Origin of the sequence: Rickettsiella endosymbiont of Miltochrista miniata, from assembly GCF_964031245.1 — a bacterium.
Taxonomy (GTDB): domain Bacteria; phylum Pseudomonadota; class Gammaproteobacteria; order Diplorickettsiales; family Diplorickettsiaceae; genus Aquirickettsiella.
In genome coordinates, this window is sequence record NZ_OZ035017.1 from 542,265 (window position 1) to 558,140 (window position 15,876).

A 15,876-nucleotide genomic window follows, 5' to 3' on the forward strand; every position below is an offset into this window, starting at 1 on the left:
ATTAATAAAATGCCAATGAATATCTGCAAAGTATAGATCCCTAGTATTAAGAGAGACTTAAAGGAAGCAAGAAAATGGCTAAAAACACCCCATTTATCATCCTGGACCGGGATGGCGTGATTAATTTTGAGTCCAAGGAGTACATCAAGACCCCTGAGGAATGGTTACCTATTCCGGGTAGTTTAGAGGCTATTGCCTTGCTGACCCAGGCAGGCTACACCATAGCTGTCGCGACTAATCAATCGGGTGTGGGTCGCGGGTTTTATACTGAGGCAGAGTTAGCTGTTATCCACCAAAAATTGTTCGATAGCGTAAAAGCACTGGGAGGCAAGGTGGATAAGGTGTTTTACTGCCCCCATCTGCCTGAAGACCAGTGTAGTTGTCGTAAGCCAGGCATCGGTTTATTTGAACAAATTGCCGATTATTATCAACTCGATTTGCGGGGCGTAATAGCCATCGGTGATTCACTGCGGGATATTAAAGCAGCACTTAAAGTTGGTTGCGAGCCTATTTTAGTTTTAACTGGCAATGGTGAACAAACCCTGTTAAATAACCGTGAATTAGCCGATGAAATCCCGGTTTTTCCCGATTTATTAACCGCCGTGCAAAAATTATTACTGGAAAAACAGCATGTCTAAACCGAAACGCGTCTATAGCTGTCAGTCCTGTGGCGGACAGTTTTTACAATGGTCCGGTCAATGTGGCGAATGCCAAGCTTGGAATAGTTTATTAGAAGATAATGCTTCTCTTTCAGCACGTTCGCTGCCACGTGTAAATGGTTATGCGGCAGCCGATGCGAAAATAACCGATTTAAATAGCATACAGTTTAGTGAAGTGGAACGCTTTTCTTCGCGGATCAAAGAGTTGGATAGAGTACTCGGCGGAGGGATAGTCCCCGGTTCGGTGATACTGATGGGTGGCGACCCAGGTATAGGAAAATCGACCTTATTATTACAAAGTCTTTGTCAGCTCAGTGAGCATCATTCGGTGCTTTACATCACCGGGGAAGAATCACTACAACAAGTAGCCTTACGAGCCCAACGTCTAGAATTGCCATACAAGAAAATTCGTCTGCTGACTGAAACCCGAGTCGAAAGCATTTTAACGCATGCTTTACAAGAGAAACCGCAAGTTTTGGTGATTGATTCGATACAAACCATGCATACCGATTTACTGCAATCTGCACCAGGTGCAGTCGGCCAAGTCAGAGAAAGCGCCATGCAATTAACGCGTTTGGCCAAACAAACCGGCATTGCTATATTTTTGGTAGGGCATGTGACTAAGGATGGCGCACTAGCAGGACCTCGTGTTTTAGAGCATATGGTGGATACGGTTTTATATTTTGAAGGTGAAGCGGATAGCCGACATCGTTTGATACGATCGGTAAAAAATCGTTTTGGTGCGGTGAATGAATTAGGCGTGTTTGTCATGACTGAGAAAGGTCTGCGCGAAGTCAGCAATCCTTCGGCGATGTTATTGTCTCGATCCGGATTAACGGTTTCAGGGAGTTTAGTCACTGCCACGTGGCAGGGCAGTCGACCATTACTGGTCGAAGTTCAAGCTTTAGTTGATAACAGTCACTTAGGTAATCCGCGCCGCGTAACCGTAGGTTTAGAAAGTAATCGTTTAGCGATGTTATTGGCGGTATTGCATCGACATGCGGGTATTATGACGTATGATCAAGATGTCTTTATTAATGTCGTGGGTGGTGTGCGTTTATTAGAAACCAGTGCAGATTTACCGGTTTTACTAGCGGTATTATCGAGTTTACGCAATAAACCTTTTCCAGAAGATTGTTTGGTATTTGGCGAGGTTGGCTTATCCGGAGAAATCCGTCCTGTCCCGAATGGCCAAGAACGTTTACGTGATGCCGCTAAACACGGCTTTAAATCGGCGATTATTCCCAAGGCTAATATGAGTAAACAAACTATTCAAGGTATGACGGTTTTTCCCGTTGCGCAGTTAAGTGAAACCTTGGATATAGCGCGGCAGATCGCTCTTGTAGAAAGTGTAAAATAAGTTGAAAATAGAGGTAGGTTTAGAACAATTGATTTATATGTAGTATATAATTCCAGTTTAAAACGCAACGCGGCTCATTCAGAAAAATAATGTACGTTCAGATCGGAGTTTACTTGTGAAAATTTTAATGTTGGGAAATAGCCTACATAGCATGATCAAATTTCGCTGGGATATTATAAAATACCTAGCTAATAATCATTATCAAATTTATATCGTTTGCCCTCTAGACATTGAAAATTATAAGCTAGAATACCAACATAAAAATGTTTTTTTCTTGAATATTAATTTTTGCCGTTCCATTAATGTCGTCAAAGATTTAGTTACTTTAATTCAATTAAAAAAAATTATAAAAAAAATAAATCCAGAGGTCATTTATTCTTACTCGTTGAAATCCAGTTTTTTTTCTATGTTTGGTAACTGGAAAATACCCAATGTTTATTTTATTACCGGCATGGGTAGCAGTCTCATCAACAAATATAAATTTCTGATTGAGAAAATAATTTATACATTGACCCATAGTCGAAAATTAATCATTAAACATCCAGATTTTTTTATTTTTTTAAATAATGACGACAGAAATTACTTTATTGAAAAAAGGCTTTGTCAGAAAAAATACGCCATGGTTTTTCCTGGAGAAGGGGTAGATTTAGAATTTTTTAAATTTTCTCCTATTGATGAACATAAAAAACCTATATCTTTTTTATTCATTGGTCGACTCATTAGAGATAAAGGTATTATTGAGCTGATGAATGCCTGTAAACAGCTAAAAAGCAATCAAATTGAGTTTAATTGTACGGTTATTGCACCTTTTGATCATTATAATCCCTCTAGTTTACATACCATAAATTTAGATGATTTTCAAAAAGTGGGAATTCAATATTTTTCCTATGTTGACGATGTCAGAACTTACATTAAAGCTAGTGATGTGGTTGTTTTGCCGAGTTATTCCGAAGGAATGCCTCGAGTATTACTCGAAAGCATGGCGATGGGCAGGCCTATTATTACTACCGATACGCATGGTTGTAGGGAGTTGGTCAATCGTGATAACGGAATAGTAGTGAAAGTTAAAGATGTTCAAAGTTTGTATGATGCAATGGTTTGCATGTTAATGAAAAGCAAGAATGAATTAAGAGCGCTTGGTTTAGCTGGATATAAAAAAGTTAAAGAATACTATTCTCTATCTAGTGTAATAAATAACTATCAAAGGTTAATAGACAATAGAGTAAATAAAGAATAGGTAAAGTTCGAAACAATGGTTTAGGTAGCTTATTATATAGGTGGCCACTAATCCAAGCAGATTTTTTTAGTGCTTTTATCCAAGCCTCTATAGATTTTACTGGGCCAATATCATAACGCCTAGCAGAGATTCCTAGTCCGAAAGTTTCATTAAATTTACTTTTTGAGTAAAAATAAATTTGAAATCCTTTTGGATTCCATACGATTTGCTTGGCAATTTTCCTGCACTCTTTAAGTCTAAATTTATTTTTTAATTGATATGAAGTAATAGCGTCTAGTACTGACTGTTGAAAAATAGGTACGATACTGTCGGCCATAATTTCAGTTTTATGTGTTTCGGGTATAACCTTGTTATTTTGATCGATAATATATCTTTTCACTGAGCCTTGTATTGGAGTACATAGAAATTCTAATGGCAAAACAAATCGCATTAAACATGTAAATAGTCGATTGACTGCTGCATCGTCGCCATCAAATAAAAATGCTTTTTTAAAGTAATTTTTTGAAATAAATTTCTTTTGACGATGCAAACCTAAATAAAAACCATAGATTTTTTTTTCTGGGAAAATTAGACTAATATTATCTTGTATACTTCCACGCCAGCCAATATCAACGATTCCTACAGGGGTATCATCTAAAAAATTATTTTGTTTTAGATATTCTGTTAACAGTTCCTTTTTAGATACAATAGCTTTTTTAATTATTTGGTCTACAGTATCGTTTTTTAAAAATTGATTAAAAATAGGGTTTTTTGCTATACCAAGGATCTCTTTGTCATAACTCCCGTATTCTTGGTTATATAATGCTTGCAAACGTTCATCTTCGATGTCCAATGATCTAAAGAATGCTTCAGGTGATTGATTTGGATAAATATTCCATAATCTTTGAAACGCATTCTGATCGTTTATTTCTACTGATGGCAAGAAAGTTGCAAGTCGACTGACCGAAAGCAGGTGACATTCTGTGTCGTAAATATTAAATTTTTCTTGTAAAGCTTTTACCAACTCAATAAAAAAAGTACCTTCTCTAGTAAAAAAGTATAATTTTTTTATATTCGATTGTTGGCAACTATGGATTAGCCAATACGAAAATTCATGAAATAATAGGCTCCATTCCTTACCATAAAGTTGGGCTTCGGCAAAAAGTTGATTATTTATTTCAATTTTTTGCATGTTTTAATCCGTAGAAAGTTTTTTATTCCAAGCGAGCTCAGAAGTAATTATTTCCTTATAAGGGTCTTTGAATAAAGATTTCCAACCTAAAGACTGTATACGTTTATTATCCGCTACAGAATAAGAAATATCATCGCTTCTTCGATCCCCTATAATATAGTTTAATGTATTATCTGATAGTGAATTGACAAGCTGAACCACTTCGAGGACAGATAACCCTTTCCCATAACCAACATTAAGTGTTAAATTTTTGTTTACCGTGAGTTGGTTGAATTGATTAATTGCCATTACGTGTGCATTGGCAATATCCATTACATGAATGTAGTCTCTTACACAAGTTCCGTCCGGCGTATCGAAATCATTACCATAGATGGTAATTGGTAATTTATCTATTGTTATATTACGGCAAATAAGTGGAATGAGAGCACCGGATGACCGGTTGAAATTACCGACTCTTAAAGATTGATCATGCCCAGCAACATTAAAATATCGCAATATAGTGAGCTGCATAGCATATTCGGTTGCTAAATGACTTAACGCTAATTCTGTAATATATTTAGATTTACCATAAGGGTTATTTGGATTTGTAAGCTGTTTTTCACAGACAGTTTGATAAGAATTTTGCCCATATACGGCTGCTGTCGACGAAAAAATAAAATGTTTAACGGTATATCGACCACAAACTTTCATTAAATTAATCGATTTTAAAAGGTTTTCTTCATAATAAAATTCTGATTGATGGATAGATTCTTCAACTGAGGTTTTTGCTGCAAGATGCATGATAATGTCTATTGGATGCCGATTAAATACATCTTCTAAGAAATTACTATCTCCGATATCACCTATTTCGTAAACAACGTCTTCTAACATATTGTTATGCTGCCCAGTCGATAGGTTATCTACAACAACAATTTTAAATCCGTGATTTTTAAGGAGCAGCGTAATGTGGCTACCTATGTAACCACAGCCGCCCGTAATTAAAATATTTTTATTCATATTCTTTTTTTAAGCAAACGACCCATCATTTTATGTTTGATGCGTGAATAAAAATAATGTAGAAAATAGTGCCCAAGATTATAAAAAGTTAATAAAAATGGGATAGGTGCAACGGCCATGCTGCCATAACGCCAAGGAGACGTTTGTATTTTTCTTAGTAAAGTGATAGGTCGAAAAACATCAGAGAATCTTATAAGATTTATCAGCGGTTTTGCTGATCTGGATGACCAGTTATAATTGAACTGATAATTATGTAATTTCTTAAGATCTATCATTTTAGGGTTATAAATAAATTTCAAAAATCTTTTAGTAGTGTAATCCTTAAGTGTGCCTAATGGCAAACAAGCGATATTAAATAAGCGGCTAAATGCTTTGGCATCATTGACTAAGTGGTTTAAAAGGTGCTCTTGAAAAAGACAATTAAAGTGATTTTTTTCTTGGAAGTTTTTTCTGTTTTCGAATATTGGGACAACCAAGCCTGCTTTATTTTCTTTATAAGCAAGCGTTGTGCCAATCTTATCACAACCACATACACTTTCTAAAAAAGGGATGACGCCATTTAATTTTCTATTTTGATAATCGTTTTGATAGGATATGATGTAACCTGGGAAAAAAGTTGAGCGTTTGCGGCTAGGATTATTTTTGTTAGTGATTAAGCTATTTGTTCCAAAGTAAAAACCAAATAATTTTGTCGCGGGATAGTCTTGTAACAAATAACCAATATTCTTTTGAATCGTTCCACCCCAACCTAGATCGACTATACCTACTCTCCCTTCAGATAATACCCCTTGTTCTGAAAGATAGCGCTTCAAATAATCTATATTATTTTTTAATAAGCGATCGATTTCTATTCCAAAAATTGTGGTGTTAAATAAATGAATAAATGTTTTTTTATCGATGTTATTTAAATAGGGTTCGATAATTTCGATACTTTCATTTGAGAAATCTTTTAATGATAAGCCAAAGGTATATATAAAATTTAAAATAGAGAGATAGCCTGTTGCATAAATACAGTTTTCAATCAAAACATTAAGGTTTTTGTTATTGTAGATTGCACAAGCACTGGTGAGTCTACTGATATAAATGACTTTAAATGTAAGGTTTTTTTTTAAGTCTTGAAAAAGTAATACCTTATTTAAAATTTCAGTAAATATTTTTTGAAGCAATAGGCCTTCTCTTGCTAAGAAAAATATTTTCTTTATACCTAAAGAATGCATATCTAGCAGGGATTGATAGGCAAATACAGAAAGTACGGGCGCAATGAAATGACTGATTTCTCGATAATCATCAAATGGATAATTTTTCTTTGCAATATAATGTTTTATTAAGGAATTTTTTGCACTTTTTTGATGGTATTTTTTCGGATTATGCCAAGCGCTTAGTTGCTTATATTGTTTCAAAACTTCTTTGTTATGGTAATAGAGTGATTTTATGCCGAGTTTTTCTGCAGAAATAACGTCTGAAAATAGATTATCCCCCACATGTAGTATCTTTTTAGAGTCAATTGCTAAATCTTCTAAAACAAACTGATATAAACGACCTGAGCCTTTAGTTATTTTTTTTGTGGAAGAAACATAAAATCTATCAACATAGGATGCGATGCCAAAATGCTTTGCAATTTCTTCAAGATGCTCTTTGCATAAATACATATCTGAGCAGACTATAATTTTTTTCCCTTTCTTTTTTAATTTGCTCATCGTTACCTCTATTTCTTTAGAGAGATAGAGATGATTTATTTCATTTTTTATTTCGTAAGTGATAATTTCTCGCGTTAAATCGATCAATTTTTTTTGTAATATTTGAGATAAAGTCTGTTCTATGATAGAAAATATATCGGTTTCTCTATCCTTGCCGTGCTGGTCAAAGCTATGGTCACGTAGTTTTTTTTCTGTGCTGTTCCTTATTTTGTTGAAATGTTCTACATTGAGGTAACAGCCTAATTGCTTAAGCTTAAGGCAGGCATACTCCGCCGTTTTAATTTTGACAGCATCGGGCGGCGAAATAATCCGATGGACAAGCGTATCAAAGAAATCAAATGAAATTATATCGTAGGGGTCGCAATAGTATAAAACGTCATTAAGTGAAGTAATTTTGATTTTATAGTTAAAGGTTTTATTCTGTGAAGCAAACTGTATTTTTTTTGCTAAAAAATAAGTTTTTTTTAATACTTTATAAAGTATGGGTATTTTATCTTTGAGGATGACAGCGTTTAATTTTATGAATTCTGCTTTTCTAGATAATCGACGTTTACTGTTGGCTAGAAGTAAGCTCAACATAGATTTGTATGCGATTATTTTTGTTATGACTAAATAATTTTTCATTGGCAAGCTGAGTAATTCTTTTTATAATAGAGCTTGGGGAAAAGGGCTGATCAATTTTTGAGTAAATAAATATGGCCTTTAGCCGACTAAACAGAGGCTTTCCGTTAATAATGTCATAATATATTCCTACTTTACTGGATTAGTTCTTGGTGGCTATGGGTGGGCTCGAACCACCGACCCCAGCATTATGAATGCTGTGCTCTAACCAACTGAGCTACATAGCCTAAACTTCTTTAACTTCGATTTACTCTGTCTGTGCTCCTTTCTGCGCTACGCATTCCTGCTCCGCTTGAAAGCCGGCCCTGCGCATCCTGCTTCGGGCGTTCACAAAGAAAAAGCGTTGCTTTTTCTTTTCTTGCTCACCCAACTGAGCTACATAGCCAAAGGTGGCCTATTGTGCTAAAGCGGCACTGAATCTGTCAAGCAATAAACTTAATTTTTATCTTTAAAGTAATACCGTTGAGTTAACGCTAAGGCGGCTAAGATATTTTTCATCGGTAAGGACTCATTGGGTAACAGCTTAGCTTGGAGGTTTTGGATTTGGTAATAACCTGAGGGGAAAATGGCGATGATTTTTTTATCATTCACCACGCCTAAATTGGTATAACTATGTATTAATAAAAATGTAGGGGGTTTTTTATTAAACAAAGACTGGCCTATGCTGTAGTCCGTTATAGGGTTTTGCAAGCCAAAGATTCGGTTGAGTAAAGTCGGTACTACGTCATAATGGCTAGTCATATGCTTAACCTGCATCGGTTTTTGGCCTGGCCAATGAATAATCAAAGGGATTTGGGTTTGGTAGCGAGTGAAATTACTGGCATGTCCCCAATAACCTTGATGGTTATCATTGAACTCATTACCATGGTCCGCAGTAATAAGGACTAACGTATTATCCAATAAATGTCGTTTTTTAAGTAAAGCCAGATCTTGTCCCACTAGCTGGTCGATGTAATATAAGGCATTTTTGTAACGGTTAAATGTAGGGTTTGGATCGGTATGGCTAGTATAGATTAAGCGATCACAGGCCGATACGCTGGGTTGAAAAATATGTATTGGACTATCACCAATGCAGAAGCTATGCGCGGCATCATAAAATACAAAGCTAAAAAAAGGCGATGGTGTCTGCGTGATAAATTGCTTAAATTCTTTAGTAATTTGTTTATCTCTATCGTAAGGGGTGTACCCTATCGTTGAAGTTTTTAAATTTTTTATTCCCAAAAATATATTCAGATTAAAAGGGGGAGCGAGTAGCGAGGCGCTGGTGAAAATACCCATATGGTAATTTTCAGCGAGCAGTTTATCCATAAATAATGGGCTTTTATGTTGATTAATAGTGGCTGCCCAATAGGTAGCAGGTAAACTATAAAATAAAGAAAATAGACCGGGTTGAGTTCCATTCCCCCCACTGAAATGTTGTTGAAATTGCCAACTTTGTTGTGCAAAACGATAAATATTCGGCGTATTGACAGCACTCAACATATCAAAACGCCAGCTATCGATCAGAATAAAAACGATATTCATCGGCTTTTTAAGGGGCTTATAAACTAATGGATGTAGAGGATAGTCAAGTTTTTGATTAGCATGATTGATTTCTACAAAATCGGAACGATAAAGACTCTCGAGTTCAGTGAGTGCCTGCTTACCCGGTAATAACTTGGCTAAGACTTCATAGTACAGCGGTATAGTGTAAGCTTGCTGATTAAGTGCTAGCGCAGTTGAGCTTTTGATTAATATAGCTAGCATATAGTAGGAAAATAGGAGACAACCTAGCGTTGCAACCGGATAGAGTGAGACATAAGTTTTATGGCGTAATTTTTTCCATATGAATATGGCTAAACCTATTTCTAAAATCAATAAAAAACTAGATAATATTCCTATCGATAGCCATTCTAGCCAGGAAAGATCAAAGACTTCGTCGGCTTGACCTCCTGTCAGTAATTTCCAAATAACGCCATTTAAATGAAAGTGGTATTGGCCGAATACAAATGTATCAACGCTAAGTAAATAAGCGAATAGGAAACCTATCATGACGGAAACAGAAAGTATGAGTTTTTTTCTAGGACAAACTATGACAAGGATGATGGGGATAATCGCAGCAATACAAGCAAACAAACCGAGTTGACCAAAAAATGCAGTGAATAAAAACAAACATGCCAACAACTGATTTGCTAGGGACGAAACAGATAAATGAAAGGGGATAATAATGGCGAGATAGTGCAAGCCAATTCCCCAAAATAATAAGGCATTTCCGGTGAAAAACCAAAATATCCAATTAAAATAATTTTTTTTCGTTATTAAAGACATTTTTTTTATTGTTGTTATTTTTTTTTATAGGTTGCACGAGAGGTTTATTTACTGGTCTTTTGATCTAGCAAAGATCGCATTGTTTTAGTTTTTTGCGTAGAGTACCGCGACTGATACCTAGCATTTTCGCTGCTTTGGTTTGGTTTCCGCGAGTTTGGCGTAATACCACTTCTAGCATAGGGGATTCAACCTCGGCTAGAACGAGACCGTAAAGATTAGAAGGTGAGTTCCCATCTAATTGCGAAAAGTAATTTTCTAAAGCCTGCTCGACATAGGTTTTTAGCGGCTGCTGAGGTGCGCCAGCGCTAGCAACCATAGGTAGAACAGGAAGTTGATCGAGTGCATTTTGCATATACATTATCCCTTGAGACTTGACTAGGTCAGAGGAGCTTCCATGATATAGTAGCTAGGAGGTTGCGACAAGCGTCTTTTGGCGGATTTTTTGATTTTCTTAGCCTCTGAGTTAGGCCCAGCCCTAATTTTTCTTAAAAAATTTTGCGAAACATTGTTTTTTCTGTGAGATTTGCTAGAAAAATAGCGGGTAAAGGTCTATTTAATAGTAGTGGCTCGATACTTAGATCTATATCTTAAAGGAACAACTATTTTGTTTAATTTAATTAAGTTTTTAAAAGTTTTACTCTTTGGATTGAGCTTGGGTGCAGGCGTATTACCGGCTTATGCTGTCCAGCAAGCTTTACCCGTGGATCAGGTTTTTCAAGTCTCGGTGCAGCGTTTAAATAATAAAACGCTAACGGCACGTTGGACTATCAAGCCCGGTTATTATCTTTACCGCGATAGAATACATTTCGAAAGTACGCCTATCCGCATAAATTCAGTGGTTTTTCCTAAGGGTATCATTAAACATAATCAATTTATTGGGAAATACGAAGTCTATCAAGGACATGTGGTCACGTTATTAAAATTCGCCAATCCTCTTCCGGATCAAAATCTGGATATGGTGATCCGTTATCAAGGTTGTGCCGTCGCGGGGTTTTGTTATCCGCCTATAGTTAAACATTTAAGTTTAACCCATGCTGGAATGTCAGTCAGCGAAACTGACCAAAATTCCTCAGACATAAGCCAGAATTCTTTGGGGAAAAATCAGGGTCAGGGAACTATAAAAACTGCTAGCGAACAAAGTAAAATCTTAACTTTATTAGCGGGTCATAATATTTTTTGGACACTGATTAGTTTCTTTGGATTTGGTTTATTATTATCGCTAACTCCTTGTGTTTTGCCGTTGATTCCCGTGTTATCCGCTATCATTTTAGGTCAAAAACAATTGACGACGGCTAAAGCCTTTAGTTTGTCGATAACTTACGTTTTGGCTATGGCATTTACTTATGCCGTAGCCGGGGTCTTTGCTGGTTTAGCAGGCAGTTATTTACAGGCATTTTTACAGAGTCCATGGGTCATTATCATTGTTTGTGCATTATTTGTCGCACTTGCTTTTTCTTTGTTTGGTTTCTATGAGTTACGTCTGCCTGTGAGTTGGCATGAAAAGCTTATTCATATCACGAATCGCCAACAAGGCGGCAATTATATCGGTGTGGCGTTAATGGGCTGCTTGTCCACATTAGTTATTTCTCCGTGTATAACAGCGCCTTTAGTGGGTGTATTAACCTATATTGGTAACACCGGGAATGCCATACTGGGTGGACTCGCTTTATTTGTTTTGGGTTTGGGCTCAGGTATACCTTTATTAATTATTGGAACTTCGGCAGGTAAATGGCTACCTAAATCTGGCCCTTGGATGAATGGCATTAAAATTGTCTTAGGGGTACTGATGTTGGCTATGGCTGTGTGGTTGCTAGCACGAATCATCCCCAGCAATTCTCGACCCTTTCGCATGCTGCATCCCAACCAAGTCGTAGGCTCTGAAGCCAGTAATTTTCAGACAATTAAGGGTATTTCTGATTTAAGACAAGTTTTGATACAGGCAAAACAACAGAATAAACCGGTGTTAGTCGATTTTTATGCTAATTGGTGTTTATCTTGCAAGGAAATGGAACGGATAGTTTTCACTGCGCCACAAGTTAAATCCTTAATGTCGCATTTCATTTTGTTAAAAGCGGATGTCACCGCGAATGATGACCAAGATAAAGCTTTAGAACGTCAATTTCATGTGATTGCCCCGCCGACCTTTTTATTTTTTGCGCCAAATGGACAAGAATTGACGGACTTTAGAATAGTGGGTCAAGAAGAAAGTCAGACCTTTGCTAGTCACCTACAAAGTGTTTTAGCTATAAAATGGCGGAATAATCTTTAGTGAAAGAAAACAAATGAAAATCACCGTCATTGTGAGCGAATGGATTGCCACGCGCTCCGCGCTCGCAATGACAATGATTTTCGGTGCTCGCAAGGACGATCAATAGTTTATGTGCGCACAATGACAGTAAACTATTAGTAAGTTGCGAAATAAGTTGTTATGTTTTGCGTAAGAGTTTGAGTAAGCTTTTTTTAGGCCATTGTATTAATACCACACCGAATAAGATGGCAATTACACCTAAGCCTTCTGTCCATTGCGGCCGATTGTGAAAAAAAACAAAATCCCAAAGTATAGCCATGATAGGAACTACATACATCACCGCGCTCGCGCGTACTGCATCCCATTCGCGAATTAAATGATAATAAATGATCCATGCTATTGCAGTGGAAAATAAACCCATGTAAATACTTGCCACCCAAATAATCGGCGTATGCAATAGTAAACTACTACTCGGCCAGTGTTCGAATAGTAATGATGCCATCATTAGAAAGATAAGACTGGCCCAATGTTGATGATAGATATTGGCATAAAAATCTAATTTAGTTTGACCGGATAACATACGTTGATTGAGTAAATTACCGATTGAATAACTGATAGCCATGAGTAATACAGAAGCCGTGCCTAATAAGGCGGAATGTGCAGTGTTAAAATTCAGTAAGGGCCAAAAAATAATACAAATACCTAATAAACCCGTGAATAAACCTATACATTTTAGGAATGAAAAATTTCTGGTTTGCGGAGAAAGCAAACTAAATATTAATGTCCAAATCGGTACTGTTCCATTTAAAATACCCGCTAAACCGGGCGAAATATGTTGTTCACCGTAAAATAAGAAGAAGAAAGGAAGGCCTTGAGAAAAAAGTCCCATGATCCAAATGCGCCAGCGCAGATTAAATGGAACAGACACACTTTTTTTTAAGAAACAAAAAATAAGACTTAAGCATATTAACGCTAAACCCACACGTAACATCGCCCCAAAGAAAGGTGGAACGTTTAATACTACTGCCTTAATAGCAACAAATGAACCGCTCCAAAAAGCGGCAAGTAAAAAAAACCACAAATAATTTATATTTTTATTCATTATTAAAATTAACCATTAAATCAAGTTAAGTCGACGAATAGGGCATCTAATTTTTGTAAACCACGTGGTAATTTATGGCCCCGTTGCCCTCTTTTTCCTATATAGTTTGTCAAATCTGAACCTTTCAAAATAAATTGTTTTTTTCCAGAAATTAACGTCAATTTACTATTTTTTGCAGGCAAAATGGCTATTTTACTTATAAACTCTTCGCGTTGTTCGAGTTTTTTAGGAGGAATTTGCATCATTTTATTACCTTTTCCGCGTGCTAATATCGGTAATTCTTCTGCAGCAATAATTAATAAGTATCCAGTATTGGTGGCCAGCGCAATATAGTTAGAGTCAATCTGATTAACCATTAACAAAGGTAGAACATGAGCATGAGCAGATAATTTTAATAAGGTTTTTCCATTACGATTCTTAGAGTACAGTTCAGATAGTTGTGTAATAAAGCCATAACCGGCATCAGCGCTGACTAACACAGACTGTTCAGGATCTCCAGTTACCATGCCTTCAAAATTAGCACCCGCGGGAGGATTAAATCGACTTGTTAAAGGCTCTCCAGAACTTCGTGCGGAAGGAAGTGTATGTATCGATGTTGAATAACTACGTCCTGTTGAGTCAATGAAAGCGATCAATTGATTACTACGGCCATGTAGCGTCGCTTTTAGGGAGTCACCCGCTTTAAATGTTAAACCACTGACATCAAAATCATGACCTTTTGCTGCACGTATCCAACCTCGGCTTGATAAAATAACAGTCATGGGCTCGGAGGGAATTATTTCAGTTTTTTGCATGGCTTGAGCGGCGCTACGTTCAACTAGTGGTGATTTGCGACGGTCACCATAGAGCTTTGCATCTTCTTGCAATTCTGTTCGAATAAGGCGTTTCAATTGCGCTTTAGAAGACAAAATTTTCTGAATTTTGTCACGCTCTGCGATTAAATTTTCTTGTTCAGTTTGTAATTTAATTTCTTCTAGCTTTGCTAATTGTCGTAAACGTATTTCTAAAATAGCATCGGCTTGCGTATCACTTAATTTAAAACGTTTCATCAAACGGATTTTGGGGTCATCGTATTGCCGTATCATTTTTATGACTTCATCGATATGCAGATAGACAATTAAAAAACCCTCTAAAAGATGCAGGCGATGCAAAATTTTATTTAAATGAAACTCTAGACGTTTTCTTACGGTGACTAGGCGATATTCTAGCCATTCTTGTAATATGACCAGCAGATTTTTAACCTTAGGCCGTCCATCGAGTCCTATCATATTGAGATTAATACGATAGCTGCGTTCTAAATCTGTGGTTGCAAATAAATGGGTCATCAAAGATGCACTATCAACCCGATTGGAACGGGGTATAATCACCAGTCTGGTTGGATTTTCATGATCTGATTCATCGCGTAAGTCTTCTACCAGTGGTAATTTCTTATCGCGAATCTGTTCAGCAATCTGTTCGATAATTTTTGCGCCGGATACTTGATAAGGGAGATCGGTAATAACAATTTGGTTTTTTTCTTCGGTATAAACAGCACGTGCACGAATGACACCTTGACCTTGTTGGTAAATGTTACAAATCTCAGCACGCGGAGTAATTATTTCTGCCGCGGTAGGGAAGTCGGGTCCAATAACCAATTCGCAAAGCTCAGCTAATGTGGTGTCCGGTTCGTCTAATAAACGAATACAAGCGCTGACTACTTCGTTAAGGTTGTGTGAGGGGATATCCGTCGCCATACCGACTGCAATCCCCGATCCGCCATTTAATAAGATATTAGGCAAACGCGCGGGTAATAGTTTAGGTTCTTCCAGTGTTGCGTCAAAATTAGCTACCCAATCAACCGTTCCATCCGACAGTTCGTTGAGCAGAGCTTGGGCGTAGCGGGTTAAGCGCGATTCGGTATAGCGCATCGCGGCAAAAGATTTAGGATCATCTTGAGAGCCCCAGTTCCCCTGTCCATCAACGAGAGGGTAACGGTAAGAAAAATCTTGCGCCATTAACACCATGGCTTCATAGCAGGGGCCATCACCGTGGGGATGAAATTTACCTAAAACGTCACCGACGGTACGTGCTGATTTTTTATATTTTGCGAGTGCTGTTAAACCTAATTCAGACATCGCATAGATGATCCGCCGCTGTACAGGTTTTAAGCCATCACCAATGTGTGGTAAGGCTCGGTCAAGAATGACATACATGGAATAGTCAAGATAGGCCTTTTCTGTGAAAAGACGCAGTGCTTGATGTTCGATGGGTGAATGTTCGGATGATGATTTACTTTTAGCCATTACTTTATATACTCTTCGCACTTGAATTTTTGTCTGTGTTGCCGCTCAATTCGCAAGTGCCAAAAATCCCATTGCTGTGAGTATAGCCTCTTAGAAAAAAGATCCCTAGTTCAGTGACGCCTTTTGAGGGCGGTATCGGGTAGGCATGTTAAGAACAGCTTGTGTGCAGTATATGATGATCATGATATTTTACAAT

11 protein-coding genes and 1 tRNA gene are annotated in these 15,876 nt (G+C 37.1%); 4 read left to right on the forward strand and 8 right to left on the reverse strand.

Annotation, left to right across the window (positions count from 1 at the left end; all coding sequences use genetic code 11):
- The first annotated feature begins 74 nt into the window (after positions 1-74).
- The 3 genes from gmhB (at position 75) to AAHH40_RS02495 (ending at position 3,256) form a co-directional block, all read left to right on the forward strand.
- On the forward strand, positions 75-638 hold the full coding sequence (gene gmhB, locus AAHH40_RS02485; RefSeq protein WP_342220546.1) for a D-glycero-beta-D-manno-heptose 1,7-bisphosphate 7-phosphatase: 564 nt from the start codon (positions 75-77) through the stop codon (positions 636-638).
- On the forward strand, positions 631-2,019 hold the full coding sequence (gene radA / locus AAHH40_RS02490; RefSeq protein ID WP_342220547.1) for a DNA repair protein RadA: 1,389 nt from the start codon (positions 631-633) through the stop codon (positions 2,017-2,019). Before gmhB ends, radA begins: the two co-directional genes overlap by 8 nt.
- Positions 2,020-2,134: 115 nt before the next feature.
- On the forward strand, positions 2,135-3,256 hold the full coding sequence (locus AAHH40_RS02495) for a glycosyltransferase family 4 protein (RefSeq protein ID WP_342220548.1): 1,122 nt from the start codon (positions 2,135-2,137) through the stop codon (positions 3,254-3,256).
- Here AAHH40_RS02495 and AAHH40_RS02500 read toward each other — a convergent pair.
- The 6 genes from AAHH40_RS02500 to fis form a co-directional block, all read right to left on the reverse strand.
- Complete coding sequence (locus AAHH40_RS02500) at positions 3,201-4,427, reverse strand: hypothetical protein (RefSeq protein ID WP_342220549.1); 1,227 nt, start codon at positions 4,425-4,427, stop codon at positions 3,201-3,203. The two genes, AAHH40_RS02495 and AAHH40_RS02500, sit on opposite strands and share 56 nt — an antisense overlap.
- Positions 4,428-4,430: 3 nt before the next feature.
- Positions 4,431-5,423: a UDP-glucose 4-epimerase GalE gene (galE, locus tag AAHH40_RS02505; protein ID WP_342220550.1), complete on the reverse strand. Its 993-nt coding sequence runs from the start codon at positions 5,421-5,423 to the stop codon at positions 4,431-4,433.
- Entirely contained in the window at positions 5,420-7,699 is a 2,280-nt protein-coding gene (locus AAHH40_RS02510; protein WP_342220551.1) for an HAD family hydrolase, read from the reverse strand. The genes galE and AAHH40_RS02510 overlap by 4 nt, the downstream gene beginning before the upstream one ends.
- A gap of 192 nt (positions 7,700-7,891) precedes the next feature.
- Positions 7,892-7,968, reverse strand: a tRNA-Met gene (locus tag AAHH40_RS02515).
- A 208-nt stretch (positions 7,969-8,176) separates the two neighbouring features.
- The gene (locus AAHH40_RS02520) at positions 8,177-10,048 is read right to left on the reverse strand and encodes a DUF3413 domain-containing protein (protein ID WP_342220552.1); all 1,872 of its coding nucleotides are present in this window, start codon (positions 10,046-10,048) and stop codon (positions 8,177-8,179) included.
- Between the two features lie 64 nt (positions 10,049-10,112).
- Entirely contained in the window at positions 10,113-10,400 is a 288-nt protein-coding gene (fis, locus tag AAHH40_RS02525; protein WP_084028721.1) for a DNA-binding transcriptional regulator Fis, read from the reverse strand.
- A 252-nt stretch (positions 10,401-10,652) separates the two neighbouring features.
- Between fis and dsbD the strand changes: the two genes are divergently transcribed.
- Positions 10,653-12,317 (forward strand): protein-disulfide reductase DsbD, encoded by a 1,665-nt coding sequence (gene dsbD / locus AAHH40_RS02530; RefSeq protein WP_342220553.1) that lies wholly within the window; start codon positions 10,653-10,655, stop codon positions 12,315-12,317.
- A gap of 157 nt (positions 12,318-12,474) precedes the next feature.
- Here the strand turns inward: dsbD and AAHH40_RS02535 are convergent, their stop codons facing one another.
- On the reverse strand, positions 12,475-13,398 hold the full coding sequence (locus tag AAHH40_RS02535; RefSeq protein ID WP_342220554.1) for a DMT family transporter: 924 nt from the start codon (positions 13,396-13,398) through the stop codon (positions 12,475-12,477).
- 20 nt (positions 13,399-13,418) lie between these two features.
- A complete protein-coding gene (gene parC / locus AAHH40_RS02540) occupies positions 13,419-15,680 on the reverse strand; it encodes a DNA topoisomerase IV subunit A (protein ID WP_342220555.1) in 2,262 nt (753 codons plus the stop codon).
- Between the last annotated feature and the right edge of the window lie 196 nt (positions 15,681-15,876).